Source organism: Gulosibacter macacae (assembly GCF_003865375.1).
GTDB lineage: Bacteria > Actinomycetota > Actinomycetes > Actinomycetales > Microbacteriaceae > Gulosibacter > Gulosibacter macacae.
In genome coordinates this window covers 128,625-155,415 of record NZ_RQVS01000008.1, presented here as the reverse complement: position 1 = coordinate 155,415, position 26,791 = coordinate 128,625, and the positions used below count along the sequence as shown (strand labels likewise).

The 26,791-nt window shown below is 63.8% G+C and carries 24 protein-coding genes and 1 pseudogene; 8 read left to right on the top strand and 17 right to left on the bottom strand.

What is annotated here, in order from left to right:
* Positions 1-8: 8 nt before the first annotated feature.
* A complete protein-coding gene (gene dnaK / locus EG850_RS08295) occupies positions 9-1,874 on the bottom strand; it encodes a molecular chaperone DnaK (RefSeq protein WP_124972417.1) in 1,866 nt (621 codons plus the stop codon).
* Positions 1,875-2,136: 262 nt separating this feature from the next.
* On the opposite strand from dnaK, the gene EG850_RS08290 reads away from it, so the two are divergent.
* Positions 2,137-2,976 carry an SDR family oxidoreductase gene (locus EG850_RS08290; protein ID WP_124972415.1) on the top strand — a complete coding sequence of 280 codons (840 nt, stop codon included), beginning with the start codon at positions 2,137-2,139 and terminating at the stop codon, positions 2,974-2,976.
* A gap of 4 nt (positions 2,977-2,980) precedes the next feature.
* On the opposite strand, the gene EG850_RS08285 is transcribed toward EG850_RS08290, so the two are convergent.
* The gene (locus EG850_RS08285) at positions 2,981-3,517 is read right to left on the bottom strand and encodes a DUF421 domain-containing protein (RefSeq protein WP_124972413.1); all 537 of its coding nucleotides are present in this window, start codon (positions 3,515-3,517) and stop codon (positions 2,981-2,983) included.
* Positions 3,518-3,559: 42 nt separating this feature from the next.
* On the bottom strand, positions 3,560-5,707 hold the full coding sequence (locus EG850_RS08280) for an HNH endonuclease signature motif containing protein (protein ID WP_124972411.1): 2,148 nt from the start codon (positions 5,705-5,707) through the stop codon (positions 3,560-3,562).
* Between the two features lie 330 nt (positions 5,708-6,037).
* On the opposite strand from EG850_RS08280, the gene EG850_RS08275 reads away from it, so the two are divergent.
* From EG850_RS08275 to EG850_RS08265, 3 genes are all read left to right on the top strand, one after another.
* Positions 6,038-6,460: an arsenate-mycothiol transferase ArsC gene (locus tag EG850_RS08275; protein ID WP_124972409.1), complete on the top strand. Its 423-nt coding sequence runs from the start codon at positions 6,038-6,040 to the stop codon at positions 6,458-6,460.
* Positions 6,461-6,581: 121 nt separating this feature from the next.
* The gene (locus EG850_RS08270; RefSeq protein WP_124972407.1) at positions 6,582-7,211 is read left to right on the top strand and encodes a cation transporter; all 630 of its coding nucleotides are present in this window, start codon (positions 6,582-6,584) and stop codon (positions 7,209-7,211) included.
* 47 nt (positions 7,212-7,258) lie between these two features.
* Positions 7,259-8,692 carry an MFS transporter gene (locus EG850_RS08265; RefSeq protein WP_235829256.1) on the top strand — a complete coding sequence of 478 codons (1,434 nt, stop codon included), beginning with the start codon at positions 7,259-7,261 and terminating at the stop codon, positions 8,690-8,692.
* Positions 8,693-8,695: 3 nt separating this feature from the next.
* Here EG850_RS08265 and EG850_RS08260 read toward each other — a convergent pair whose 3' ends face one another.
* On the bottom strand, positions 8,696-10,183 hold the full coding sequence (locus tag EG850_RS08260) for an amino acid permease (protein WP_124972405.1): 1,488 nt from the start codon (positions 10,181-10,183) through the stop codon (positions 8,696-8,698).
* 106 nt (positions 10,184-10,289) lie between these two features.
* Here EG850_RS08260 and EG850_RS08255 point away from each other — a divergent pair, with 106 nt between their 5' ends.
* On the top strand, positions 10,290-11,180 hold the full coding sequence (locus EG850_RS08255; RefSeq protein ID WP_124972403.1) for a LysR family transcriptional regulator: 891 nt from the start codon (positions 10,290-10,292) through the stop codon (positions 11,178-11,180).
* 29 nt (positions 11,181-11,209) lie between these two features.
* On the opposite strand, the gene EG850_RS08250 is transcribed toward EG850_RS08255, so the two are convergent.
* The 6 genes and pseudogenes from EG850_RS08250 to EG850_RS08220 all read right to left on the bottom strand — a co-directional run bounded on the left by EG850_RS08250 (position 11,210) and on the right by EG850_RS08220 (position 18,161).
* Positions 11,210-11,488, bottom strand: a complete 279-nt coding sequence (locus EG850_RS08250) for an LPXTG cell wall anchor domain-containing protein (protein ID WP_124972401.1) — start codon at positions 11,486-11,488, stop codon at positions 11,210-11,212.
* A 91-nt stretch (positions 11,489-11,579) separates the two neighbouring features.
* On the bottom strand, positions 11,580-12,086 hold the full coding sequence (locus EG850_RS08245) for a GNAT family N-acetyltransferase (protein WP_124972399.1): 507 nt from the start codon (positions 12,084-12,086) through the stop codon (positions 11,580-11,582).
* 50 nt (positions 12,087-12,136) lie between these two features.
* Positions 12,137-12,949 carry a pyruvate formate-lyase-activating protein gene (gene pflA, locus EG850_RS08240; RefSeq protein WP_124972397.1) on the bottom strand — a complete coding sequence of 271 codons (813 nt, stop codon included), beginning with the start codon at positions 12,947-12,949 and terminating at the stop codon, positions 12,137-12,139.
* A gap of 39 nt (positions 12,950-12,988) precedes the next feature.
* A pseudogene (gene grcA2, locus EG850_RS08230) lies at positions 12,989-15,385 on the bottom strand (autonomous glycyl radical cofactor GrcA2).
* 118 nt (positions 15,386-15,503) lie between these two features.
* Positions 15,504-17,132, bottom strand: a complete 1,629-nt coding sequence (locus tag EG850_RS08225) for a DUF7059 domain-containing protein (RefSeq protein ID WP_235829255.1) — start codon at positions 17,130-17,132, stop codon at positions 15,504-15,506.
* Positions 17,133-17,162: 30 nt separating this feature from the next.
* On the bottom strand, positions 17,163-18,161 hold the full coding sequence (locus EG850_RS08220; protein ID WP_124972389.1) for an LLM class flavin-dependent oxidoreductase: 999 nt from the start codon (positions 18,159-18,161) through the stop codon (positions 17,163-17,165).
* A gap of 152 nt (positions 18,162-18,313) precedes the next feature.
* Between EG850_RS08220 and EG850_RS08215 the strand changes: the two genes are divergently transcribed.
* Genes EG850_RS08215 through EG850_RS08205 form a run of 3 tightly spaced genes read left to right on the top strand, consistent with a single transcriptional unit; the run spans position 18,314 to position 21,182 of the window.
* The gene (locus EG850_RS08215; RefSeq protein WP_124972387.1) at positions 18,314-19,387 is read left to right on the top strand and encodes a trypsin-like serine peptidase; all 1,074 of its coding nucleotides are present in this window, start codon (positions 18,314-18,316) and stop codon (positions 19,385-19,387) included.
* An 8-nt stretch (positions 19,388-19,395) separates the two neighbouring features.
* Positions 19,396-20,322 (top strand): hypothetical protein, encoded by a 927-nt coding sequence (locus EG850_RS08210; protein ID WP_124972385.1) that lies wholly within the window; start codon positions 19,396-19,398, stop codon positions 20,320-20,322.
* 17 nt (positions 20,323-20,339) lie between these two features.
* Complete coding sequence (locus EG850_RS08205; RefSeq protein WP_124972383.1) at positions 20,340-21,182, top strand: DUF4333 domain-containing protein; 843 nt, start codon at positions 20,340-20,342, stop codon at positions 21,180-21,182.
* A gap of 55 nt (positions 21,183-21,237) precedes the next feature.
* Here EG850_RS08205 and EG850_RS08200 read toward each other — a convergent pair whose 3' ends face one another.
* The 7 genes from EG850_RS08200 to EG850_RS08175 form a co-directional block, all read right to left on the bottom strand.
* Positions 21,238-21,873 (bottom strand): NUDIX hydrolase, encoded by a 636-nt coding sequence (locus EG850_RS08200; RefSeq protein WP_124972381.1) that lies wholly within the window; start codon positions 21,871-21,873, stop codon positions 21,238-21,240.
* Between the two features lie 35 nt (positions 21,874-21,908).
* Complete coding sequence (locus EG850_RS08195) at positions 21,909-23,018, bottom strand: VIT1/CCC1 transporter family protein (RefSeq protein ID WP_124972379.1); 1,110 nt, start codon at positions 23,016-23,018, stop codon at positions 21,909-21,911.
* 89 nt (positions 23,019-23,107) lie between these two features.
* Positions 23,108-23,803 (bottom strand): zinc-binding dehydrogenase, encoded by a 696-nt coding sequence (locus EG850_RS08190; RefSeq protein ID WP_328588379.1) that lies wholly within the window; start codon positions 23,801-23,803, stop codon positions 23,108-23,110.
* A 63-nt stretch (positions 23,804-23,866) separates the two neighbouring features.
* Positions 23,867-24,154 carry an alcohol dehydrogenase catalytic domain-containing protein gene (locus tag EG850_RS13700; RefSeq protein ID WP_328588378.1) on the bottom strand — a complete coding sequence of 96 codons (288 nt, stop codon included), beginning with the start codon at positions 24,152-24,154 and terminating at the stop codon, positions 23,867-23,869.
* Positions 24,155-24,230: 76 nt separating this feature from the next.
* On the bottom strand, positions 24,231-24,836 hold the full coding sequence (dcd, locus tag EG850_RS08185; RefSeq protein ID WP_124972377.1) for a dCTP deaminase: 606 nt from the start codon (positions 24,834-24,836) through the stop codon (positions 24,231-24,233).
* Between the two features lie 26 nt (positions 24,837-24,862).
* Positions 24,863-25,627 (bottom strand): fumarylacetoacetate hydrolase family protein, encoded by a 765-nt coding sequence (locus EG850_RS08180; RefSeq protein ID WP_268878158.1) that lies wholly within the window; start codon positions 25,625-25,627, stop codon positions 24,863-24,865.
* Between the two features lie 579 nt (positions 25,628-26,206).
* Entirely contained in the window at positions 26,207-26,785 is a 579-nt protein-coding gene (locus tag EG850_RS08175) for a TetR/AcrR family transcriptional regulator (RefSeq protein WP_124972373.1), read from the bottom strand.
* Positions 26,786-26,791: the final 6 nt, after the last annotated feature.

Here is a 26,791-nt window from a genome sequence, read left to right as displayed (position 1 = left end):
GTTTTTGCCTACTTCTTGTCTTCGTCTTCGTCTTCGACCACTTCAGCGTCGACGATGTCATCATCGTCGTTGCTGCCTGCATCCTCGGTCGGAGCCTGCGGAGCGGCGGCGTCACCTTCAGCCTGCGAGGCTGCGTAGATCGCCTGACCGAGCTGCTGCTGCGACTCGTTGAGCTTGTCGAGGGCGGTCTTCACGGCCGCGTCGTCGTCGCCGGCGAGGGCGGTCTTGAGCGCGTCGATATCTTCCTGCACGGCGTTCTTCACGTCGGCGGGGAGCTTGTCTTCGTTCTCGCTGATGACCTTCTCGACCTGGTAGACGGCCGACTCGGCAACGTTGCGCTGCTCGGCAGCCTCGCGACGAGCCTTGTCTTCGGCCTCGTGCTCAGCGGCCTCGCGGACCATGCGGTCGATGTCTTCCTGCGGGAGGCTCGAGCCACCCGTGATCGTCATCGACTGCTCCTTGCCAGTGCCCTTGTCCTTCGCCGAGACGTGCACGATGCCGTTCGCGTCGATGTCGAAGGTGACCTCAATCTGAGGCATGCCACGGGGTGCCGGAGCGATACCGGTGAGTTCGAAGGTGCCGAGGTTCTTGTTGTCGCGGGTGAACTCACGCTCGCCCTGGAACACCTGGATCTGCACCGAAGGCTGGTTGTCGTCAGCCGTGGTGAAGGTCTCGGAACGCTTCGTCGGGATGGCGGTGTTGCGCTCGATGAGCTTCGTCATGATGCCACCCTTGGTCTCGATACCGAGGCTCAGCGGGGTGACGTCGATGAGGAGCACGTCCTTACGCTCACCCTTGAGGACGCCGGCCTGGAGGGCAGCACCCACGGCGACAACCTCATCCGGGTTGACCGACTTGTTCGGCTCCTTGCCGCCGGTGAGCGTCTTGACGAGCTCGGTGACGGCGGGCATGCGGGTCGAGCCACCCACCATGACGATGTGGTCGATGTCGCTGACCTTGACGCCTGCTTCTGCGATGACGTCGTTGAACGGCTTCTTCGTGCGCTCGAGGAGATCCTTGGTGAGCTCTTCGAACTTCGCGCGAGTGAGGGTCGCGTCGAGGTTGGCGGGGCCGTTCTCGGTGAGCGAGAGGTAGGGCAGCTGGATGGTCGTCTTGGTCGCGCTCGACAGTTCCTTCTTCGCCTGCTCAGCGGCTTCCTTGAGGCGCTGGAGGGCGATCTTGTCGTTCGAGACGTCGACGCCGGTGGTCTTCTTGAACTCGTCCTTCAGGTAGTCAACGATGCGCTGGTCCCAGTCGTCACCACCGAGGCGGTTGTCACCGGCGGTGGCGCGCACCTGAATGGTCGAGAAGTCGTCGTCCTTGCCCACTTCGAGCAGCGACACGTCGAAGGTACCGCCACCGAGGTCAAAGACCAGGATGAGCTCGTCTTCCTTGCCCTTGTCGAGGCCGTACGCGAGGGCCGCGGCGGTGGGCTCGTTGATGATGCGCAGGACGTTGAGACCAGCGATCTCACCGGCATCCTTCGTAGCCTGACGCTCCGAGTCGTTGAAGTAGGCCGGCACGGTGATGACCGCGTCGGTCACCTTCTCGCCGAGGTACTCTTCGGCGTCGCGCTTGAGCTTGCCGAGGATGCGGGCCGAGACTTCCTGGGGGGTGTACTTCTTCCCGTCGATGTCGACGTTCCAGTCAGTGCCCATGTGGCGCTTGACCGAAGCGATCGTGCGGTCGACGTTGGTGACGGCCTGGCGCTTGGCGGTTTCACCGACGAGCACCTCGCCGTCCTTGGTAAATGCGACGACCGAGGGGGTCGTCGGGAAGCCCTCGACGTTGGCAATGACCTTCGGCTTGCCACCCTCGAGGACGGACACAACAGAGTTCGTGGTACCGAGGTCGATTCCAACGGCACGAGACATGTGATGGCTCCTTGTTTGTTAGGGATTGATATGAGTCTTGATCTGGGACTTCAGGTGTTCGGAAGATGATTCGCAAAACCTGAGTCGATCTGGCTCAAGACTACTCTTGAGTCATCGCATGTCAAGTTCACAAAGCTGAGAGTTGAGTGAGAGCGACTCAACTCTTTCAGTCACGTCGTTCGGAATAGATTTAGACAACAGGTGTTGGATAGATCAGAGAGTCGTCCTGCCGGATGCGGGCGACGGGAGAAGGGACGTGAACATGTCTGCAGATGTAACCATGGTCATTGGTAATGGTGGGATGGGTCGCGCGATTGCGCGTCGCCTCGGCGCTGGTGTGAAGTTGCTCATCGCTGATTACAACGCTGACGCGCTCGAGCCGGTTGCCGAGAAGATGCGCGATGACGGCTTCGAGGTCGAGACTGCGGTCGTCGATGTGACGTCGCGAGAGTCGGTTGCCGCACTGGCGAAGCGAGCGTCTGAGCTTGGCCGCGTGACGCGCGTGGCACACACCGCGGGCGTCTCGCCCGAGCAGGCGCCCATTCCGGCGATTCTCGCCGTGGATGTGCTTGGCGTCGCGTACGTGCTCGAGGAGTTCGCTTCGGTGATTGCCGAGGGTGGTGCAGGTGTTGTGATCGCTTCGAACGCAGGTCACATGTATCCCGGCGTTATTTCGTCAGAGGATGCACGCCAGCTCGGCCAGCTTCCGGGAGATGAGCTGGCTGCTTCGCCGCTGGTGTCACCCGATCGCTTTGATGACCGCGCCGTGGCCTATCAGTTTGCCAAGCGAGCAGCGCAATTGCGCGTGCAGGCGGCGGCTGGCGCGTGGGGCGAGCGCGGCGCCCGGATTAACTCGATCAGCCCCGGTGTTATCTCAACGCCAATGGGCCGGGCCGAGCTTGTCGGCGCGAACGAGGGCCTTGTGCGCGGCCTCATTGCATCAACTGCCGTGGGACGCCTGGGCTCGACGGAAGAGATCGCCTCGGCGGTGGACTTCTTGCTCGGTGGCGGATCGAGCTTCATTACTGGTACTGATCTCGTGGTCGATGGCGGTGCGGTCGCGGCGATCATGACCGGTGCTTTCAACCCGTTGGCACCGTAGCGCGCTATTGACGGGTAGCGAGACCCCGGACTCCTTCGAGGAGTTCGGGGTCGATCGCTTCACCAACGCGGAGCACCGAGATGCGACCGTGGGGCTCGAAGACGGCGAGCTGTACTTCGGTGAGGTGCCGGATTCCGGCCACACGTAGGGCGCTCATGAGTTCGTCACGTGAGAGGTGCACAGAGGCGAGTGCGGCATCCTGTGGTTTGCCGTCGATCATGACGGCCGTGGGCGCTTGATTGAGGATGCGATTGCCGAGCGCGCGGGCGCGGAGCTGGCCGAACGTGGCCTCCAGGGTGAAGAGGGTGCCGAGGCCGAGGACGCCGGCCGCGAGCGTCGGCACGTCCATGAGGATGACGCGCGCCGCGAGGCCACCGAGCATGATGACGATGACGCCGTCAAAGGTCGCGAGTGGGGCGAGGACGCGGGCTCCGAACAGCCGCACGTAGACAAGGAACACGAGGTAGATCGCGACGGCACTGACGACGACGGCGAGTGCTTCCCAGGGGGTGATCGCAAAGAGTGCCCAGAACTCATCCATGTTCGCGCACGCTAGCAGTTCGTTGCACATCAGCGCGCGCGGCTATTGCCGATCGACGTATCGCGCTGGCAGCCGGGTCGTGCGCACGGCAATCTTGGTGCGGGACCGGGCAGCAGCGGGTCGCATTTGACGCGGCTTCCGGATGAGTGCGGCATAGGAAATCCGCTTCACGGGGATCGTCCCGATGGGAAGCAATTCTTCGGGACACTCGTCGAGCAAGCGTTCGATCCGTTGCCCCCAGCGCCGATCAACATTGGGAGTTGATCGCTTCGTAGTGAGTTGTCGAGTCAACTTTGGTTCGCGAGCATTGCTGACGACGTACGGAGCTTCGTTGCTCGCCGCTCGTCGCTGTGCTTCGCGCGGCCAGCCCCATGGCACCACCCGCGACTGACTCTCGACTGCTCGTCGGTCGCCAACAGGCATCGCGTCCTGGGTAGCACCCGCCGATCCGCGTGCAATTGCCCCCGGTTCTTCATGCCTTTCCCTATTCGGCATCCACGGATTATCACTTGGTTCGGGAGCTACCACCGAGCTTGATTGCACGACCCGTGGCGGAAGCTTTGCTGGCGAAGGCAACGGAGTCGGTGGGTTCGCCTGCCGATACGCCGGATCGAAGCGCTTCCGGCCACCCAATCGCGGGGTGCGGGCGCCATCGATCAAGCTTTCCGGCACAAACCACACGGTGCCACCCGAGCCGGACTGACCATCAGGGTCGGGCACGATGTGCACATCCCAGCCCTCATGTATCCGGTGGTGGCAAGTCGTGCACAGCAGAATGCCATTGCTCAGATCGGTCGGTCCGTGGTCACGGGTCCACCACTTGATGTGGTGTGCTTCGGCCATGCCCGGCGGGAGTCCGCAGAACGCGCAGCCACCGTCACGCTCGACGAGCGCAAGTCGCTGAGCCGGCGTGAAGAGGCGGCGGGTGCGTCCGAGATCGAGCACGGCACTATCGCCGCCGAGCACCAGCGGAATAATGCCCGCTGCCGCGGCCATCTTGCGGGCAGTCCCTACGTCGATCGGACCTTGCCCGTCGATCTCGCAGTTCGCCGGCCCACCGACGGCACCAATGTCACCCGCAGCTTCGTCACTGAGCGCTTCAATCGGCATCCGCACCACGACAGTCGTCGATGCAGTACCGGCGAGTTCCTTCGCGTCACAGCCGAGTGTGTGGCGGCAAAGTGTCGCAAGTGCGTCGGCTTGGAGCTGCACGATTGAGCGGTGCTCAGCGCCGAGATTTGCTCCCTGAAGATTGTCGTCGACGTCTGGCACGGTCGGCGCGAAATGCACACTCGAGGTGGAGGACTCGCGCTGTGTCGAGGCCTCCGCGGCAGCATCTGCAGCCTCGCTCGCTTCGGCATCCGCGAATCGATGCGGGCCGCGCAGATAGTCACCGGTCGAAAGCTTCACATTGTGCCCCCGCGCGGCGCGAAGCTGGTGCGTCACCATCGCCTCAATCGCAGTCTTGATCGGCGCCGCAGTCTCAGGATCAAGCTTCGCCGTCATGGTGACCATGCCGGTCGCGTCGGTGCCAAACCGCAATCCCCGAGCTTTCCGCTGCTTATCGATCTTCGGCTCAAGCCCGTCCGGATCAATCCATGCCTCGGTGTGCAGGATTGCCTTTCGCAACTCTGGCAAGGTGACCTCAGCCGCAAGGTCGACGAGTACCTCCTCAGCCGTTTCAACGTCGTCGGGATTTGCCACGAACCTAGCTCGGTCATAGAACGACACGATCTCCGAGGCTGCAGCGAGGCCGATTTCTCCGTTACCAATCGCCTCGGCGACGTGGGGCGTTGCCGCCTGCGCCCGCTCCCCAGTGAAGAGCCGCCTACCGCTTGAGGCAGCACCAACCTGAATGAACCGCCGACCCTCAGCGGTGGAGACGCGCACCGTATGCGCTATATACTCCGCGCTCGACCGAAAGCCCTGTGTGCGCGCAATTCCCGTTTCATTCGAGCTGAGTCGCCGTGCTTCAACGTCGGCCGCAAGGGCGGCAATCACCCCATCGAGCTGACGACGCAATCGGCCCGCGGCCTCGAGCACGCGCATGAGTTGCGCATCGGTGAGGAGTTCGACGTCGTCGACGAGCGAGCCAGAAAGCCCGAGCGGCGACCCTGCCTGCCAAGCAGCGTCGTAGTCGTGGATGCGGTCGCCAAGGAAGCGGCCCTGCTGATCGATTGCTGTCGTCACGGTTGTCACCCCGCTCTCGAGTTGTCGATGCTACGTTACAGGTCTAGCATACGCTAAATCTCGAACAAATGTTCTGTTTTGGCTGAATGTTTGCTGAATTTGGTGATAGGCGCGGGTCTCGATACGCCGCTACGCGGCTACTCGACCAACCAGAGAGGCACCCCGCGACGGCCGACTTGGGACCTGCGAGCAGGGTACGACCAGCCTCCGACATCGAGAGGCTCAGGGCAGCGTTCGGAAGCCCACACTCGGCGACCAAGACGACATGCACCCCTGGCACAATGAGCCCACCGCTCGACCTCTTCATCTACCGCTGCCAAGGAGAAAAAGATGCCAACCCCGTCAGTCCTCTTTGTGTGCGTCAAGAACGGCGGAAAGTCGCAGATGGCCGCGGCCCTCATGCGCAAGATCTCCGGCGACGCCATCACCGTGCACTCCGCTGGAACCCAGCCCGGTTCATCCCTCAATGAAGCCTCGCGCGCGAGCGTTGCCGAACTCGGCGCGACCTTCGATGGCGAATACACCAAGCCCATCGACCCGGCCCTGCTCGACAGTGTCGACCGCGTTGTGATCATTGGCACCGAGGCGCAGATCGAGCATCCCGGCGCCGCACCGATCGAGGTCTGGGACACCGACGAGCCATCGCTTCGCGGAATCGAGGGTGATGAACGGATGCGGCTCATTCGTGACGACATCCTCGCGCGCGCGAAGCAGTTGCGCGCGGAGCTGCTTGACGGCGCGCGAGGCGAGTAGGGTCTCGATTCGACCTTCGGCCTGCACCTCGAGAGCCTCAGCGCACCGCTCGACCAGCCAAGAGGGCCTCAGGGCTCGCCTCGACCCACGAAGCAGGTCACTGGCTCAATAGACTGAGCACGTGACCGAAACAGTGAGCACCCGCCTGCGCCGGGCCGTACTCACGGTCGCACTCCTCAACCTCACGTATTTCTTCGTCGAGTTCGCCGTCGCGCTCGGCATTGGGTCGGTCTCACTGTTCGCCGACTCCGTCGATTTCCTCGAGGATGCAGCGGTCAACCTGCTCATCTTCCTCGCGCTCGGCTGGTCGTTACGCACCCGCGCGATCACCGGCAAGGTACTCGCGGTCATCATCCTCATCCCGGCCATCGCCGCAGCCTGGCAACTCATCGCCAAGGCCGCGAATCCCGAAGCTCCCGACCCGCTCTCGCTCGTGATCACTGCGGGCGGCGCCGCAATCATCAACCTCATCTGCTCGCTCATCCTCGCAAGGTTCAGCAAGCAGGGCGGCTCGCTCGTGCGCGCAGCCTTCCTCACCGCCCGCAATGACGTCATCATCAATGTGCTCATCATTCTGCTCGGCCTCGTCACCGCGCTCACTATGTCGGGCTGGCCCGACATCGTCCTCGGCGTCGTCATCATCGCGCTCAACTTCTTCGCCGCCCGCGAAGTGTGGGAAAAGGCGACCGAAGAGCACCTCGAGTCGAAGGCACTTCAAGGCGAGGTCGGTTGCAGCTGCGGGGATGAGTGAATCACTTCCGGCACCATTTGGTGGCCTGCGCGGCTTAGACTCCGGGCGTGAGCGCATCTGATTCCTCGGTCGACCTGCTCGACGGCACCGCTGTCCCCGTCCGTGAACAGCGCCGCCGCGCGTTCGCTTGGCAGCTCTATGACGTCGGCAACTCGGCGTTCCAATCGGTCGTCGTGACGTTCGTGTTTGCGACCTATCTCGCATCCGATCTCTTCCTCGATCCCGCCGTCGTCGCGATCGGCGCCACGAACCCCGATGACCCCGCCTACCTCGCCGCCCAGGCCGGTTCGCAGCAGGTGATGAGCGGCCTCGACATGGTCGCCGCCATCATCGTTGCCCTCCTCGCCCCGGCGCTCGGCCGCACCACCGACGGTTCCGGTCGCCGCAAGTTCTACGTTGCGATCTTCTCGGGCATCACCATCGCCTGCATGCTCGGCATGTTCTTCGTGTTCCCAGATGCACAGTTCCTCTTCCTCGGCGCACTCCTCCTCGCCGTCGGCGTCGTCTTCTCCGAACTCGCCGGCGTCAACTACAACGCGATGCTCTCGCAAGTCTCGAGCGAAAAGAACGTCGGCCGCGTCTCGGGCACCGGTTGGGGTCTCGGCTACATCGCCTCGATTGTGCTGCTGCTGCTCGTCCTCATCCTCTTTATTCAAGATTTCAATGGGGATGCACCGGGCGCGGGAATTCTCGCGATTCCGAGCGGCGCCGACGGGGATGCGTTGAATATCCGCCTCACGATCGTCGTCGCGGCGATCTGGTTCCTCGGCTTCCTCATCCCGCTACTGCGACGGGTGCCCGAATCACGCAAGCATGCGGATGTGCCGCCGATCACCATCTGGCAGGCCTATGTCGAACTCGGCCGCACCATCGGGCACCTCTGGCGCACCGACCGTAAGCTCCTGCAGTTCTTGCTCTCAAGCGCGGTGTTCCGCGATGGCCTCAACGCCGTGTTCGCCTGGGGCGCCGTGCTCGCGGCGCAGGTCTACGGCTTTTCGTCGAGCGAGGTCATGTACTTCGCTGTTGCCGCAAACCTCGTCGCTGGTCTCGGCACCCTCGCCGCCGGCTGGCTCGACGACAAGCTCGGCCCAAAGGTCGTCATCATCGGCTCGCTCGTCTGCCTCATCATCGCCGGCACCGCGATGATGTTCACCCCGAACACGAAGCTCGCATTCTGGGTAATCGCGCTCATCCTCTGCCTCTTCGTCGGCCCCGTGCAGACGGCCTCGCGCACCTACCTCACCCGGTCAATTCCCGAGGGACGCGAAGGCGAACTCTTCGGCCTGTACGCGACTACCGGACGCGCGGCTGGCTGGCTCTCGAACGTGCTGTACTTCGCATTCATCACGTGGCTCGCCGTGCCGAAGGCGGGCGTGTGGGGCATCCTCGTCGTCTTCGTGATCGGCTTGGCGCTGTTCCTCATGGTGCCGGCGAAGCCGCGCGTCGCGCAGCTGCTCCCGCCGAGCAGCGCGCGACGCTAACGCCTAACTCCGCTCGCGCACGGTCGTCACCGCGACCGTGCGCGTCGGCGTTTCCGGGTACTTTCGGCGCACGATGCCACACGCAATCGTGAGTACGACCATCACAATGGCAACCGCAATCGGCGGGTAGTACCAGGTCGGGTTCGTGAAGTTGAACAGCATCCAGAGCGCCATGGCACCGAGGAGTGCGAGGCAAATGTAGTCAACGACCCGACCGCCAGCGCGGAACGTGGGCGCGGGCACGAGCCCCTGATCGACCTGTCGCAGGAAGCCGAGGTGCGAGAGGAAGATGGTGATCCAGCCGAACAGGATGAGCACCGACACCGAGCCGAGAATGAGTTCGAACGCGCCCATCGCACCGAAGAACAAGATGAGCACCACCCCGATCACGAGCACCCCACAGATCACGGTGAGTGCGCCAACGGGCGTGCCGCGGTGGCTCATCTTGCCGGTGAACTCCGGCGCGCGCTTGTTCGCCGAGAGGTTGCGCAGCGGGCGCGCAGTCGCATAGATCGTGGCGTTGAGGCCGGAAAGCGCCGCCGTGAGCACGACGAAGTTCATCACGCCGCTGAGGCCGGTGATGCCAATGCTGCCGAGCGCGGTCACGAACGGCGACTCGTCGCCGCTGTAGTCGCTGAAGGGCAACATCATCGCGAGAATGAGCACCGAGCCGATGTAGAAGAGCAGGATGCGCGTCATCACGCTGCGGATCGCCTTCGGCATGGTGCGCTGCGGGTCCTTGGCCTCACCGGCCGAGTTCGCGACGATCTCCACGCCCGAGAACGAGAACACCACGCCCTGCATGACGAGCACGATGGCAAGCCCGCCGTTCGGCATGAAGCCGCCGTGCTCCCAGAGGTTCGTCACCGAGGCGATCGACTCACCGAGCGGGCGCCCGAACGCGGCCATCAGGATGGCGATGACGCCGATGATGATGAAGACGATGACCGAGATGATCTTGATGCCGGCTGCTCCGAGCTCCATGACGCCGAATGCGCGCACCGAGAGCAGATTCACGCCGATGACGAAGACGATGGCGAGCAGTGCCGGAATCCAGCCCGGCACATCAGGGAACCAGAAGTTGACGTAGACACCGACGGCGGCAATCTCGACGCAGCCAATCATCGCCGCGAGCGTGACGTAGATCCAGCCGGTGAAGAACGAAAGTCGGTCTGAGACGAACTCGCGCGCATACGAGACAAACGCACCGGTCGTCGGGCGATAGAGCACCATTTGGCCGAGAGCACGCATCATGGCGTACACGACCAGCCCGGCGAGGATGTAGCTGATCGCGAGCGCGGGCCCCGCCTGCGCAATGCGTGAGCCGACGCCGAGGAAGAGACCGGTACCCACTGCGCCGCCGAGCGCGATCATCTGAATCTGCAGGTTCGACAGGCCCGGCTTAAAACCGGCATCGCCAGCGTCAACGTACGCGGGTGGTGCGGTTGAAGCGACGGTGGGTGATGAATCGATCGATTGATCCGTGGACATTGGTGACTCCCTTGGCAACTGTCCGTGTGTACGGCAAGTCCAAGCATGTGACTCGTAAGGGATGCAGTCCAATGCCAAATAGTGCGTCAACGTATGCTTCTAGGTTATGAGAGACCTGCAGCGCTTGAGCTACTTCGTTGCCATCGTGGATGCGGGCACGGTTTCACTCGCGGCATCGCGATTGCGGGTGTCGCAGCCAGCCTTGAGCCGACAGCTCGCCACCCTCGAACGCCAAGTTGGCACGGCGCTATTTGAGCGTGAAGGTCGCGGCCTTAGCCTCACCGCGGCCGGAGCAGTGTTTGCCGAAGAAGCCCGGGCGCTCCTGAAACACGCTGAGCGGGTGGAGTCCGCGGCTCGCGATCTGCAATCTGGCCGCCCCTCGGCACTCGTGATTGCCGCGCCGCATTCGACCATCACTGAAGTGGTGGCACCGTTTCTGGCGACGCTTACCGCCGATAATCCGCTGCTCACGGCCCGCGTCGCCTCGTCGCTCACACCCGCCGCCGAGAGTCTCAAGGCGGCCGACCTTGTCTTGAGCGCAGGCCCGCCGACGCGCGGGTTGCGCACAGTGACCCTTGGTCGCGCGCCCGTGTGCGCGCAAGTTCGCGGCGATCACCCCTGGGCACTCGACCAGCGCACCACGGTCGATGTCGCTGAACTCAGCGGCCAAGACCTCGTGATTCAAACCGGTGACAATAGCTCGCGCCAGGTGCTCGATACGGTGCTCGCGCAGCGCGGCATTGCCACGAGTACGGTCACGAGCAGCGAACTCGAACTTGTCGTGCAAGCGCTCGCGGCCGCCGGGCGAGGCATTGGCGTGCTCACCGAGCATCCCCGCTTCGGCCTGCACACGATCCAGCTCACCGATCACGACCGACCCCTCGAGGTCGTGATGCACGCATCCTGGCTCCCCGACCACTACGCCTCAGGCGAGATTGGGCGAATCGTGGGTCTTCTCACCGAGCACATGGATGCGGTGGTGAGGCGTTACTACTGAGTCGCTGCTGCAGAATCGCGCGGCCCTGGCTAGTCGCCGCCACCGCCACCGTCGCCGCCATCGCCGCCATCGAGATCGGTGCGATCAGCCTTGGAGTCGGCGCCGGTACCACTCGCGGCTGTCGCACCGCCCGCATCCGAACCACCGGACTGCGAGCGATCGGCACTGCGCCGACGCAGCAGGAGCACGATGGCACCGAGGGCGAGCAGGCCGGCGCCAATGCCAACGATGAGGCCGAAGTTATTCGCGCCAGTGGTGGCGAGCTCGGCAGCGAGCGAATCTGCGAGTACTGCGATTGCGTGTTCCACGAGAACCTCCGGGCCTCATCAATTCAGTCTCAGGTATCGCTTTCAGTCTGCCGCCGCGCCAAGGCAATGTCCATGCGACGAGCGGCGGACGCTAGCGCACGAGCCGCAAATCGAACGGCGGCGCCGGTCGCGGAGTCCGCAGCACCCGCGGCGTTTCTTCCACGAATCCGAGTTTTCGATAGAACGCAATCGCCCACGCATTCGACTCGAGCACCCAGACGAACGCCGGCCGGTCGCCGAGTGCCGTCTCAACGAGCCCTTGCCCGAGCCCGGTGCCGTGCGTCGACGTCAGTGTGTAGAGCATGAGCAGTTCCAGCTCGCGCGGTTCATCAGCAGCCCGATGCGTTCGAGTCGCAACGAACCCCACGACCACTTCGAGACCAGCTTCGTCAGGCACCGTGCCTACCCAGGCAGGCTCCGGCGCATCCCCTTCGAACCACGCGCGCCACTGCCCCTCACGAATCAAAAGCTCGCCGCGCTCAGCGATCTCCGCATCCGAGAGCTGACCGGTATACGTCGCGTGCCACATCGTGTTGTGCACGTGCGCGATCGCCTCGGCGTCAGCCGCGGTGGCGCGGCGAATCGTCCACGGATGCATGCGCTGAGATTACTGCGCGTGCTTAGTAGACCTTGAGCCCGCGGTCGCGACTAGAACACATTGAGTCCGCGGTCGCGGAACTGCCCCCGCACCCGCTCGAGCAATTCCGGCGTCGGCGGGCGGGCATCCCCGAGCTGATATTCGCGACCGAGGGCGGCCCACTTGTCGGCGCCCATCTGGTGGAACGGCAGCACCTCAACGCGCGAGAGCGACGACCACCGCGCCATGATGTCGGCAACCTGCTCGACGTTCTCGACGTCGTCGGTGAGCCCCGGCACGAGCACGAAGCGGCCCCAGATTTCGGTGCCACGCGCGGCGAGGCGGTCACCAAACTCGATCGTCGGCTGCAATTGGCGCCCGGTGACCTTTTCGTAGGTCTCCTCATTGCCCGACTTCACGTCAAGCAACACGAGGTCGATGTCGTCGAGCATCTCGTCGGTGACATTGCGACCGAGAAAGCCCGAGGTGTCAATGGTCGTGTGCACGCCCAGCTTCTTCGCCTCGTGCAAGAGGCGCGCCGCAAACTGCGGTTGCTGCAACACTTCACCGCCCGAAAGCGTGATGCCGCCGCCCGACACCTTGAACACGGTGCGATAGCGCTTGATGCGCCCGACGAGCTCGTCGAGGGTGACGTCTTGGCCGTCCTTCGCGAGCATCGTGTCGGGGTTGTGGCAGTAGAGGCAGCGCAGCGGGCATCCCGAGAAGAAGATCGTCATGCGGGTGCCGGGGCCGTCAACGGCGGTGACGAGCTCCCACGAGTGCACGGTGGCGAGCTCGCCGGCCCGAATCGCCGCGAGGCGGTCGGGCCGGTCGAGCTCCTGCTCTTCGAGCCCCGCAATGCCAGCGCCTGCGCGCCGGGTCATCGAGCGGGGTTCGCCGAGATTGACCGAAACCAACGTGAACTACGCGCTTTCGTGGAACGTGCGGTCAAGCACGTCGCGCTGCTGCTCGGGGGTGAGCTTCACGAAGTTCACCGCGTAGCCCGACACGCGCACCGTGAGGTTCGGGTAGTTCTCGGGGTTTTCCATCGCATCGACCAGGGTGTCCTTGTTCAACACGTTGATGTTCGCGTGGTAGAGCCCCTGCTCCATGTTGTTCTCGGCGCGGTTCGCCTTCATCGAGGCGAGGCGCTCGTCAAAGCTCTTCGTCGTCATTGCTGCGCTCCTAGGTTCTCTTAAAGCTGGGTTCTCTTAAAGCTGGCTGTCGTCCATGATGAAACCCGCGTCGAGGATGCCGACGAGGTTCTTGACCCGCTCTTCCTTGGTGCGACCAAGGCCCTGCGGGGTGATGGTGTTGGTCAGCGAGATGCCATCGAGCGCGTCGTTGTAGTCGAGCTTGCCGACGCTGAGCATCGAGGCGACCATGCCGTGGGTGTCCATGCCGTTGCCGGGGTTGGCACCGGGCGAGAACGGCGTGCCGCGCTCGTGACCCGAGGGGAACGAGCCGGTGTTCTTGCCGTAGACCACGTTTGAGGTGATCGTGAGGACCGATTGTGTGGGGATGGCGTCGCGGTAGAGCGGGATCTCTTTGATCTTCGCCATGACCGTGTGCACCACCGTCGCCGCGATGTCGTCGGCGCGGTCATCGTCGTTGCCGTACACCGGGAAGTCACCCTCGGTGATGTAGTCGACCACGAGACCGGTCTCGTCACGCACCGGTGTCACCTTCGCGTACTTAATCGCCGCGAGCGAGTCGGCGACGATCGAGAGGCCGGCGATACCGCATCCCATCGTGCGAATGATGTCGCTGTCGTGCAGCGCCATCTCAATCGCTTCGTAGGCGTACTTATCGTGGGCGTAGTGGATGATGTTGAGCGCCTCGACATAGGTGCCAATCACCCAGTCGAGCATCTCTTCGTAGCGGCGCCAGATGTCGTCGAAGTCGAGCGGACCATCGCCCTGCACTGGCTCAAAGCCCTCGACAACCTGCTTGCCGGTCATTTCATCGCGGCCGCCGTTGATGGCGTAAAGCAACGCCTTCGCGGCGTTCACGCGCGCGCCAAAGAACTGCATCTGCTGGCCGACCTTCATCGGCGAGACACAGCAGGCAATCGCCGCGTCGTCACCCCAGCGCTCGCGGATCTGCGCATCCGATTCGTACTGCAGCGACGAAGTCTCGATTGAGATCGCCGAGCAGAACTCCTTGTAACCCTCGGGCAGTGCCGGGTCCCAGAAAATAGTGATGTTCGGCTCGGGTGCGGGGCCGAGGTTGCGCAGCGTCTGTAGTAGGCGGAACGAGGTCTTCGTCACCATCTGGCGGCCGTCGACGCCAAAACCGGCGTCTGACCAGGTGGCCCAATAGGGGTCGCCCGAGAAGATCTGGTCGTAGTCAATGGTACGCAAGAAGCGCACGATGCGTAGCTTGATCACGAGCGCATCGATCATCTCTTGCGCCTCAGACTCGGTGATCACACCATCGGCGAGGTCACGCTCGAAGTAGATGTCGAGGAACGCCGAGAGGCGCCCGATCGACATGGCGGCGCCGTCCTGGCTCTTCACCGCGGCGAGATAGGCCATATAGGTCCATTGCACGGCTTCGCGCGCGTTGGCCGCCGGGCGGTTCAGCTCGAGGCCGTAAATCTCGCCGAGCTTGTTGAGCTTCTTGAGCGACTTGATCTGCTCGGAGTGCTCTTCGCGGTAGCGCGCCCAGTGCTCGCTGAAGCCCTGGCTACCGACCGCGTGCTTCGCGGCTTCTTTGTCGGAGATGAGGGCATCGACGCCATAGAGCGCCACGCGACGGTAGTCACCGATGATGCGGCCGCGGCCGTAAGCGTCGGGGAGGCCCGTGATGATGTGCGAAGAACGAGCCGCACGGATACGCGGGGTGTAGATGTCGAAGACCGCGTCATTGTGGGTCTTGCGGTAGCGGGTGAAGATGCGCTCGACCGCCGGGTCGACCTCTTTACCTGCCTCGCGGATGGCCGTGGCGACCATGCGCCAACCGCCCTGCGGCATCATGGCGCGCTTGAGCGGCACATCGGTCTGCAGGCCCACGATCACATCGTCTTCGGCGCAGATGTAACCGGCCGGGAAGGCATCGATATCGGCAGGAGTGTGCGTGTCGACGTCATAGACCCGACGTTCGCGCTCGACCGAAAGGTAGTCGCGCTCGAGCGTCTCCCAAACCTTGAGCGTCTTGTCGGTAGGACCAGCGAGGAACCCAGCGTCACCGTCGTAGGGGGTGTAGTTGCGCTGAATAAAGTCGCGCACATCGATGCGCTGGCGCCACGCCTCCCCGTCGAATCCGCGCCAGGGGTCCTGGTCTTCACGTTGTTGCACGGCTTCGTTGAGCATGGTCATGCGCTGGTTCACGCCTCCTGATTGAGTCGAAACATGGTGCCAATGCCCTTGTGAGGCGCACCATGGTTTATTCTACGCTCCCGACTGTGAACTGACCCGGGTGATTCTCACTCAGCGGTCATGTCCAGGCGGGCACGAGAAAACCGAGCGCAACCAGGTCGCGAACGTCGCGCAAGAGCGACGCGCCGAGCACCGCATCCTCAATTTCGAGCAGCCCCGAAAGCGCCGCGATGATCTGACCGGCCGTAAGTTCACCGTCGCACACCGACACAAAGGCCGCGAGTTCGGTCGACTCTGGGAAGGTGCGACGGAAACCACCGCCCTGGCGCAGCAGCATGGCGGTCGGATGCTCGTCACCGGGCCGCAGGTGCCGCTCTTCGGTGACATCACCGGCGACCACGAACGTTTCGTCGCTGAGATCGGCGTCGCGATGCGCGCGCAGCCAGTCATCGGCCGAGAACGCGTCGCGGATACGCGCCCCGAGCGGCTGCTCGAGCTGGTGTTCGAGGGTTTCAAAGCGGCGGATGGGGCGACGCAGTTCGTTCGCAGCGGGCTCGCTACCGGGGCGGTGGAGCAGCAGCATGCCCATCCCGACCGAGTCGACCTGGCGGTCAGTGAAGTCGTCGAGGTAGCGAGCGAATTGCTCGCGCCACGAGGTGAGCTCGCGGTTCTCCTGAGCATCGCGCAGCCACATATCGGCGTACTCGATTGGCCTGGCGCGCTCGCGCTGAATCACCCAGAGATCAACCTCGTCGCCGGGCCATGATTCGAGGCGCGAGTGCCAGGATGCATCCTGCTCGTGAATCTCCCAATTGCCGAGCATCACCGCGATGCCGTCGGGTGCGAGCACCTCGCCGAGCCCGCGGATGAGGTCTTCGACAAGACGGTCGCCTGGGCGGCCCCCGTCGCGATAGGTGTACTGATCGGCAGCGCCCTCGTCATCGCGTCGCGGGGTGATGACGAACGGCGGGTTCGAGACGATGAGGTCGAACGTTTCGCCGCGCACGGGTTCGAGGAGGTCGCCCCGGCGCAGTTCCACCCGGGCCTCAAGATTTGCCGGGTCAAGGCCAAGTGCCGCAGCGTTGATGAGCAGATTGAAGCGAGCAAACGCGAGCGCGCGCTCCGAGATATCGGTGGCGACAACGTGGTCGACATGCGCGAGCAGGTGCATCGTCTGCACGCCCATGCCGACGCCGAGATCGAGGGCGCGGCCGACGCGATCGCGCGGGGTGAGTTGTGCAAGGTTCGTCGTCGCCGGGCCAATGCCGACGACGTGGTCGCGACGCAGCGGCCGGTCTGCGGCGATCTGCACGCCGCCGAGATCGCTCGCGACGAAGAGGTCGACGGTACCGGATGCATCCATCACCGCATAGGGACGCAGGTCGACTCGGGCGCGCAACAGGGCGTAACCGTCGTGCCCGGTCATTTTGCCGGGCACAGGCTCGAGGAGGCCCGCGGCGAGGTGGTCTTCGGCGGCGCCGATCGGTAGCTGCCCGGCACTGACTGGCTGAGCCAGCAGGTACACGCGGATGAGGCCAGCGAGGCCATCCGGTGCCGCGCTTTCGAGCGCAAACTCCGCCGGTGCGAGCAGGTCTCGGTGGAGTGCGGCTGCGGCTTCGGCACCGACCACCTCTTCGACACCGTCGACGGTGAAGTTGGCACCGATGAGGGTGGCTCGGATGCGGTCAAGCAACGCCTGGTCAGACGAGATCGGGGCGTCGGCGGGGTCATCAAAGACGAAAGTCACGGGGATATTGTCTCGCATACGTCGCGCCAACTACGGCGCGAGCGCTTCGAGCGTCGCGATGCGGTCGGCGACATCGTGCGCGCTCACCGAGAGCATGAGTTCATCCGCGCCCGTGCGCTCCACGAGTCGCTCGAGCCCCGTGCGCACGACCTCGGCCGTGCCCACAAATTCGTGGCCGCGCGCTCGCCGCCAGATATCCGACTCCCCCACTTGCTGCGCAAACGCCGCCGCCTCAGCCGGCGATTTCACCGGACCGATCTTCCCGGCGACCAACTCGTAACGCCACACGCGCTGCGGCAGGTCGAGCCGCAGCGCATCCTCATGGGTCTCACCGACGAGCGCACCCGCCGACACCATCGCGTACGGCGCATCCAGCGTCGGCGACGGCTCGAAACTGCGGCGATAGTGCTCAAACACCGCCACCGGGTCGGTGCCCATCGCGAAGTGGTTTGCAAACGCGTACCGCATGCCGAGGGCGCCCGCGAGCTCGGCCGAGTACATGCTCGAGCCGAGCAGCCACACCTCGGGCAGGTGGGCAATATCGGCCGCAGCGCGGATGCGGCGCAGATACTCGGGATCGTGCTGGTCGCGCACATCGCCGAGGTAGCCAAGGATCTCAAGCACATTGCGCGGATAGTCGTGCACTGCCTGATGCGTCGGGTCGCGACGCAGCGCCTGCGCGGTGATCGGGTCGGTGCCGGGCGCGCGCCCAAGCCCCAGATCAACACGCCCCGGAAACATCCCCTCCAGCAGCGCAAACTGCTCGGCGACCACATAGGGCGCGTGGTTCGGCAGCATCACACCACCAGAACCGAGCCGGATGCGTTCGGTCGCGGCTCCGAGCCACGCGAGCGCCACCGGCGGTGAGGTTGAGGCGATCGCTTCAGTGTTGTGGTGTTCCGCGAGCCAGAGTCGGTGGTAGCCGAGGCGGTCAGCCGCCTGTGCGAGTTCACGTGACGCACCGAGCGCATCGTGTGTGGACTGGCCTGATGCGAGCGGAATGAGATCGAGCACCGAAAGCAAGGTCATGACGTCTGCAACCCACGAGCGCCGCCACCCATTCCAAAAACTGCAGATTTCACACCTTTGCGACTTCCGCACGACGCAAACGTCACCCGGATGCGCGAAACTGAACCGATGACCGTCACTGAAGCGACCACACCGGCACGGAGGTTCCGTCGATGACCGCAGGCCGCATCCGCCGCCGCCTCACCGCACTCGTCGCCGTTATTGCGACCGGAGTGCTGCTCGCGGGTTGCGCGGTGACCGACCTCGATGTGCAGGCCTCGGAGGCGGGCTACGACCCGTTCCTCCCCGAAGTGCACCTGCCTGATTCGGGCTTGCGCGAAGAGTTCGCCTCGACGCCGCAGGAATCGCACGACTTCTGGAGCGATCCCGACAAGCTCGAAAACGCCGAGGGTATGGAGTTCCAGACACCCGAGAACGGCCTGCCCCCGGGCCCCGGCGACCCCGCCACCGGTGCCTACAAGCCCGCGACCACGGCGATGCCGTCGAACGCACAGGGCTACGGCGTCATCAGCGACGCAGCCGTATACGACCGAGCCGGCCTTGGCGCATCCACCTTCGGCCGCCTCTACTTCACCTTCGACAACGTCTACCTCAACGTCTGCTCGGCGACCGTGATCAATTCGAACTCTGGCGACATCATCGTCACCGCGGCGCACTGCGTCGTCTCGACCGATGGCAAGGGCACGCTCGCGCAATCGGTGGTGTTCGTGCCGGGTGACCGCAATGATGCGCAAGAGCAGCCCTATGGCATGTGGGCTGCGGTGAGCGTGGCGGTGCCGCAGGAGTTCGTCGACAACGCGATCACTGACGAACAGGGGATGCTGCAGTCTGAGAAGGGCTGGAACTACGACTTCGCGTTCATCAAGCTCGAAGAGCGCGGCGGCCAGTCGATTCAGGATGTCACCGGCGCGCAGGGAGTTGCCTTCGGCATCCCAGTGTCGACGCTGACGCAGGTCGGCTACCCCTCGGCGCCGCCCTATGACGGCCGCGAGGAGTATGTCTGCGCCTCGACCTCGTTCTCGTCGAACTGGCAGGGCGGCTACACCCACAAATGCACGATGACGCAGGGTTCTTCGGGCGGTGGCTGGCTCACGAGTTTCGACCGAACCGCCGGTAACGGCTTCGTCGTCGGCGTCACCTCAACCGTGTCAATGGGCACGAACCAAGCAAATTCACCCGTGCTTGGCCAAACGGCGCTTGATCTCTACAACGGAATCGATCAGTAGGAGCGATGATGCGGAAACCTCTCGCCCTATTGACTGCCGCCGCGGCGGCGATCGCCCTTTCAGGATGCGCCACCCAGCTTCCCTTTGAGAACAAGGTCAACCCGTGGGTCGTCGCGAACCACGATGAGAAGGTCGCGTACCACGCGGGTGCGGTATCGTTGCTCGTCAACTTGGATGCGCTTGCCGGTATCGCGGCGCTTCCCGCGTTCCAGGCGGTCGGCTACATGCACATTGAGACCGAGCGCAATGGCAAGCTCAACCTCGAGTACGTCACCTCGGTCGACGGCGAGAGCTACGTCTCGCGGCGCGTGTCGAACGAGCCCGATGACGCCTATGACCAATCGCATGAAGCCGGTTCGTCGGTGACCTATTACCTGCTCGGCGACAACATCAAATCGCAGCTTTCGGGCGGCAAGCGCTGGGTCGAAGTGACCTTCTTGGGCGACCTCAACCGCAGCGTGGATGCCTCGCGTATTTGCGGCCTCTACTCGGTGACGTTCATGTGCGCGCTCACGAACGCGTGGAACATCAGCGTCGACTCGGGCATGAACATCCCGGTGCAGCTCTCGCAGGGCGAGGCTGGCGACCAGCACTTTGCCACCGCGGTGACCTACGAGGCGCTCACCGACGTCTACCTCATTCCGAAGGATGGCGAGTTCGACGGCTTCCTCGACGATGCCGCGCGGAAGACGCTCATTCCGCTGCACTTCTGGGTGTCGGAAGATGGCGTCGTGACCAAGGCCGAGGTGAACGGTGTGCTCACCGGCGCCGACGGACAGCAGCTCAAATTGCAGGTGGGCTTCGAGATCACGAGCCGCGAGCCGTCAACCGAGATGGTGCCGGTGGCATCGTCGAATGTGCCGAACAATGATGTGTACCGCATCACCACGCAAGAGCAGCTTGATAGCTTCCTGAGCCGCTTGGCCGCGCTCTGAACCGCGAAGGATCGGATATGAACAGCAACGAAAGCGGCGGCGGCGAGACCCCGCGCACCCCCGGTACGCACTCGTGGAACGGTTCGCTCCGCCCGGATGCGGCTGGGCAGACTGGGCAGGCTAGGCAGACCAGCTCGGCTAGTTCGGCTAGCTCGGCTGGACAGTCCAAGCAGCCTGGTCAATCAGCACAGCCCGAACAAGCGCCCGGCGCCTCGCCCTATCGGCCGGCGACCCCGAGCCAGTCAAGCGCGCCGCGTCACTCCGCGACCCCGTCCCACCAGGGCAGCTGGCAGTCGATGCCGACGTCCCCCGCGGCGCCCGGCCAGCCGCAGGCCCCGCGCCCACAACAATCGCCACTCGGCGGCTCAAGCGCCCCGAGCATCCCGGCAACTCCGCAATACGGACGGCCGCAAGCACCCGGTGCGGGTAGCTACTCACCCCAGCGCCCCACAGCATCCCCGCTCGGCGGCACCTCGACGACGCAATATGGGCAGCCGCCGGTCGCGAGCTACCAACCCACCTCCTCGAGCAAAAAGAAGAAGTCAGGCCGCGGCGCCATCGTCATGCTTTCGCTGTTGCTCCCCATCGGCATCGCACTCGGCGGTGTCGCCGGGTACTTCCTTGCCCACCAGATCAACAGCCTCGATGAGGCGAAGGTTGAATCTAAGGTCGCGCAGGTGCTCCGCGAAGACTTCGGCATGAGCGACCTCGCGACGGTGAATTGCCCGGCCTGGGTCAAGGTCGAACAGGGTGCGTCATTCCAGTGCGAGTTTGAGTACGCCGGCACCATGCAGACCGTGACCGTGACCCAGGGCGCCCAATCCGGCCAGCTCGTGGTGGGCGCCCCCTCCGCAAACTGACTTCTCGCGGCGCAGGCCGCCTTAGCGCGGGCGAACCACGTCGACGCTCACTGTGTCACGGCGCAACCACAGGGATCACGTCGTCACCATCGCGCAATTCGCAAAGCGGGTCGTTGCCGAGCGCCGCGCGAATCGCATCCCGGTGCACCTCGCGCATCGGCGGCAGGCTCGAGGCCGGCCACCAGCGGGCATCCGTCGACTCATCGTCACCAACACCTGCCTCACCAGCGAGGTAGCGGCAGCGGAACACCAGGCCCGTGTACTGCGCGATATCGCCATTGGGATGCGTTACCTCATCGGTGACGTGCACCTGCACGAGCCGCTCGACCACCGCCTCGATGCGCGCCTCTTCGAGCGTTTCGCGCACGGCCGCAACGGCCGGATGCTCACCAGGGTCGACGACGCCCGTCACCGGTGCCCAGAGGCCGTCATCGCTACGACGCACGAGCAGGATGTCTTCGGGAGCGGCACCGTCAGCCGACCACACCTCTGGAGCGATGGCCCGGGTGCCGACGCGCGGAGCCCGCGCGGCAGTCGCGCTACTGATCGTTGCCACCGCGGCCAATGCATCCTCGCGGCTTGCCGCATCAGCCGCATGCGGACGCACCACTATCGCCGTGCAACCAATCAGCCACAGCGGATCGTGGCCGATCTTGGCGCGCAATAGCAGAACAAACTCGGGTACCGGCATGCCGCCGAGCGTAGTCCGCGCATCCTGCGGGCGAGTTAGGCGACGACCCCGCCAAAGAGCAGGCCGAGCACATAGGTGACCGCCGCCGCCCCGTAGCCGATAAGCAACTGTCGCAGCGCCCGCTTCCACGGGGTCGCGCCCGAGAGCACGCCCACGACGCCACCGGTGAGGATGAGCGCGATGCCGACAATGACTGCCGCCAACACGATCGCGGCGAAGCCGCTCATGCCGAACAGCCACGGCAACACCGGGATGATCGCGCCACCGGCGAAGAAGAGGAAGCTCGAAATCGCCGCACCCCAGGGCGTGCCGAGCTCTTCGTGGTCGGGGTCGACGTGGTCGTCGTGCAGGTGCATCGGGCCCGAGACTGGGTGCGCGCCGATGCGCGCCCACACTTCTGCGGCACATGCGGCGGCTTCTTCGCGGCTCATGCCGCGAGCGCGGTAGACGAGTTCGAGCTCGTTGGCGTCGACGTCGAGTGCGGGGATGCGGCGCGGCGTATCGGGGTCAGGGGTTGAGGCGGCGAGCAATTCGCGCTGTGAGCTCACCGAAACAAATTCACCGGCACCCATCGACAGCGCGCCCGCGAGCAGACCCGCGATACCCGTCGCAAGCACGACGCCGGGCGAAACACCGGTCGCCCCAACCCCGAGCACGAGTGCGAGGTTCGAGACGAGACCGTCGTTCGCACCGAAGACCGCGGCGCGGAAGGTGCCGCTCATCCGGGCACGTGAACGCGTCGCGAGTGAGCGCACGACCTCTTCGTGGATGCGCTCATCGACTTCCATTTGCTCGGTCGCATCCGGGTCGTCGGCGTAGGGCGTGCGTGCCTCGGCGTTCTGCATGAGCGCGAGCGTGAACACCGAGCCAAACTGTCGCGAGAACGCCGCGAACATCCGGGTCGAGAGGTCAGCGCGAGCGCGCCCCTCACCGTGTTCACCGAGGAGTTCGAGCCAGTGCGCCTCGTGACGGCCCTCGGCGTCGGCAAGCGCGAGCAGAATCTCACGCTCCTCACCCTCGCGCTTCGCGGCGATCGCGCGATAGGTCGCGGCTTCTGCCCGCTCATTCGCGAGGTGACGACGCCAGCGACGAATCTGCTGCTTCGTGGGTTCCGCTTGGTGCGGGGAGGCAGCTGGCGCGGTCATTTCGGTGCCTTTCGTGGCGAATCGGATGCGTTCAAGATTACGCGAGAGGGCCCCAGCATCCGCATGCTGAGGCCCTTGAGGTGCGGGGACTACGCCTTGAGAATCACCTTGAGTGCCTTCTCACGAGCCGAGTTCGCGAAGACTTCCCACGCCTGCTCGATGTCGTCGAGCTTGAAGGTGTGGGTGCCCATCTTGTCGCTCGGGAGCTTGCCCGAGGCGACCATCTTGAGCAGGGTCGCGGTCGAGGTGCCGTCAACGAGACCCATGGTGAGGGTGTAGTTGCCGATCCACATGGTGTCGAGGGGCAGTTCGACCGGCTTGCCGTGCACGCCGAGGTTCGCGATGTGGCCGCGCGTGCGCACGAGCGAGGCGGTGAGCTGCAACGTTTCGGGGTAACCAACGCACTCCATCGCGACGTCGACGCCGAGGCCGTCGGTCATGGCGAGCACTTCTTCGCGGGCGTTCGGGCCCGAGACGACCGTGTCGGTCGCACCGAATTCAAGCGCCTTCTCGAGTCGGAACTCGTTGGTGTCGATGGCGATGACCTTCGAGGCACCCCAGAGCGAGGTGGTTAGGATCGCCGCGAGACCAACCGCACCGGCACCGACCACGGCGACCGTGTCGCCAGGGCGCACCTGGCCGGCGAGCACGCCGACCTCGTAGCCGGTCGGCAGCGAGTCGCTGAGGAAGACGGCCTGCTCATCGGTGACGTGCTCGGGCAGGTGGTGAAGCGAACCATCGGCGAACGGCACGCGCACCTGCTCGGCGAGGGTGCCATCGATCATGTGACCGAGAATCCAACCGACGCCCGCTTCGTTCGACTGGCAGTGGTCCGGGAAACCCTTCTGTCAGTATTCGCAGACGCCACACTTCGTGATGCACGACACGATGACGCGGTCGCCAACCTTGAAGTTCTGCACGCTGTCGCCGACGGCGATGACGTGGCCGACGCCCTCGTGTCCGAGGATGCGACCGTCGGTGACGGCAGCAACGTCGCCGCCAAGGATGTGGAGGTCAGTACCGCAGATGGTGGTGGTGTCAATCTTCACGATCGCGTCGGTGGGCGCCAGAATCTGCGGGTCTGGCACCTCCTCCCACGCCTTCTTGCCGGGGCCGTGGTAAACGAGTGCCTTCATGATGTGCTCCAATATTTGAGATTTTTGAGGCACATTCATTTTCGCATCCTGTTATGGCCGGATGCTGAACAAATTGTTACTGCCCGGGCGCTCCGGCATCGGTAATTGATACATCAACGGTCGAAAAGTTCAAGTACGAGCGCGAAGCAGTTGGCCCACGCTGGCCCAGGTAGCGCGATTGATATTGCGCCGAACCGTAGGGGTGCTCGGCCGCCGACGAGAGCCGGAAGAAACAGAGCTGGCCGATCTTCATCCCGGGCCAGAGCTTGATCGGCAGCGTTGCCATGTTCGAGAGTTCGAGGGTGACGTGGCCCTGGAAACCGGGGTCAATGAATCCGGCCGTCGAGTGCGTGAGCAACCCCAGGCGCCCGAGCGACGACTTGCCCTCGAGTCGTGCCGCCACATTGTCGCCAAGCGTGACCTGCTCATAGGTCGACGCGAGCACAAACTCACCCGGGTGCAGGATGAACGCCTGGTCGGGTTCAACCTCAACAAGCCGGGTGAGTTCGGGCTGATCCTCGCGCGGATCAATCGACGGGTAACGGTGGTTATCAAAGAGCCGGAAGTAGCGGTCGATGCGCACATCAACACTCGCCGGCTGCACCGCCTTTGGGTCCCAGGGATGCAGAGCAATATTGCCGGCGTCGATGTCGGCTCGGATGTCACGGTCGCTGAGCAGCATGCATCCAGCCTAGGGCCGTTTGTGGATCAAGCCCTTGATGCTTGCCAAGGCGGCAAGATCCCTGTCGCCGCGCGAACGCGATTGCGTTGCGTTCCGAGCCCGGTAATCGAAGCCGTCATTTCATCGCCATCTTGCAAGAAGCGACCCCAATGCGAGCCGTTTCCAGCCGGAGAGCCGGTGATGAGCAAGTCTCCGGGCTCGAGTCGGGCAATTGAAGACGCGTAGGCAATCAGGCTGGGAATATCGAAAAGAAGGTCGTCGGTCGTGGCGTCCTGCATCATTTGCCCGTTGAGTTGCAATTGAATCCGAAGCGCCTTCGGGTCCGGAATGAACCGAGCCGGAACGAGGACGGGACCGGTTGGGAAAAACGTGGGCTGATTCTTCGCCCGAAACCAATCGGTCCCAATCATTGCCATGTCAGGGCGAGGTACGAGTGTGCGCGCGGTGAGGTCATTCACAATCGTGTAGCCCGCAATCACTTTGCCTGCATCTTGCGCCTCGATCCGGTAGGCGCTGCGCCCGATGACAACACCAAGTTCGAGTTCCCAATCCAGGTCATCGCCGACATCAGGAAGTTGCACGTCATCAAACGCGCCGCAGATAGCCGACGGTAGCCCCGTCCAAATGTATGGATCGCCTGATCGTCGCCGAGCATCATTCTCGGCTGCCGCTTCATCCCAGAGCTCTTCCTCAGTGGCATCAGCACGGCCGAGTTTGTGCGCGACACTCATCTGCAGGATGTGCTCACGATAGTTCGCACCGGCAGCAAGGATCGGACCTACTGGCTGCATTGGCGGCAGCGCGTGGAGGTCACCAATTGCTCGCCACTCGAGACGATCTCGGGATGCTGAATCCGGTTGGGCTATGACCTCAGCGATGGCGTCAAGGTTGCCATCCCAGTCGGAGAGCAGGTCACGCGTGCGTTCGATTCGAGGCAACAAGCTTCGGAGGTCCGCGGCACGGTCATCGACCACGACAGCAGGGAAGGCACCCGATCCCGCATCGAACGTTCCGATTCCAAAGGCTCCCGACTCGAGCCCAAGACCGATTGCTCCCGGCATCAGACACTCCGCTTCGAGCGTTCGGTGACGTAAAGCTGAAGTAGCCGACCGTCGCGTGATTGAGCGTCGCCGTCAGTCTGGCGAAATCGTCGCGCAGGACAACCCTCCTTGGCAACGCACGAACTGGCGCATGCCTGCAAATTTGCGTCCACTTCAGTTCTTGCCGGTGGTGGAGATTGTGGCGGTGCGTACATGTTCAGCTCCTCGCTCGTGCGCAAGACCTCTTTGTCTTGCTGACTCCACAGTCTCGGAACCTCCGCCATTGGGAAAGACGGGATTGGCTATGGCGGTCATCACCTCCAGCAATGGTCAGCGTCGAAGAGCGCCCTGCATCGCAAGATCGAATCCAGAAAGGATCTGTTCCGTATCGAACGTGCCCTCTTGAAAGAGCAGCCGAAAATAGAGCGGCGAGTAGATCCTCTCGGCAATCAATTCGGCAGAAACTTCGCTGCGAAGTGATCCTTCGGCCTGCGCACGTTCAATCAATCGCGTAACCGCTTCTCGCCGGGGACGCCAAAAGTGTCGCTTGAACTCTTCTAGCGTGTCCGCATCGTACTGAGCTTCAGCCAGAAGCTGGGCCATCAAGCGACCCTCAAACCCCGAGTAGACGTTCGCGAGTGCGACGACGTGCTCTCGCATTGCCTCGATCGCTGGCAGATCTTCACGTACCGGTGTCGCCAAGATGTGGTTCTCAAGGAAGGTGTCAATGATCACGGATGCCTTGTTCGGCCACCAGCGATAGATCGTCGTCTTACTTACGCCAGCTTCACGCGCAATCCGCTCAATCGAGAGCTGTTGCACTGAGATCGAGTCGGGTTCGCGTTCATCAATAAGCTTGAGCGTCGCCGAAAGGATGGATTGCCGACTCTGCTCGCTACGAAGTGCCATGGGGTC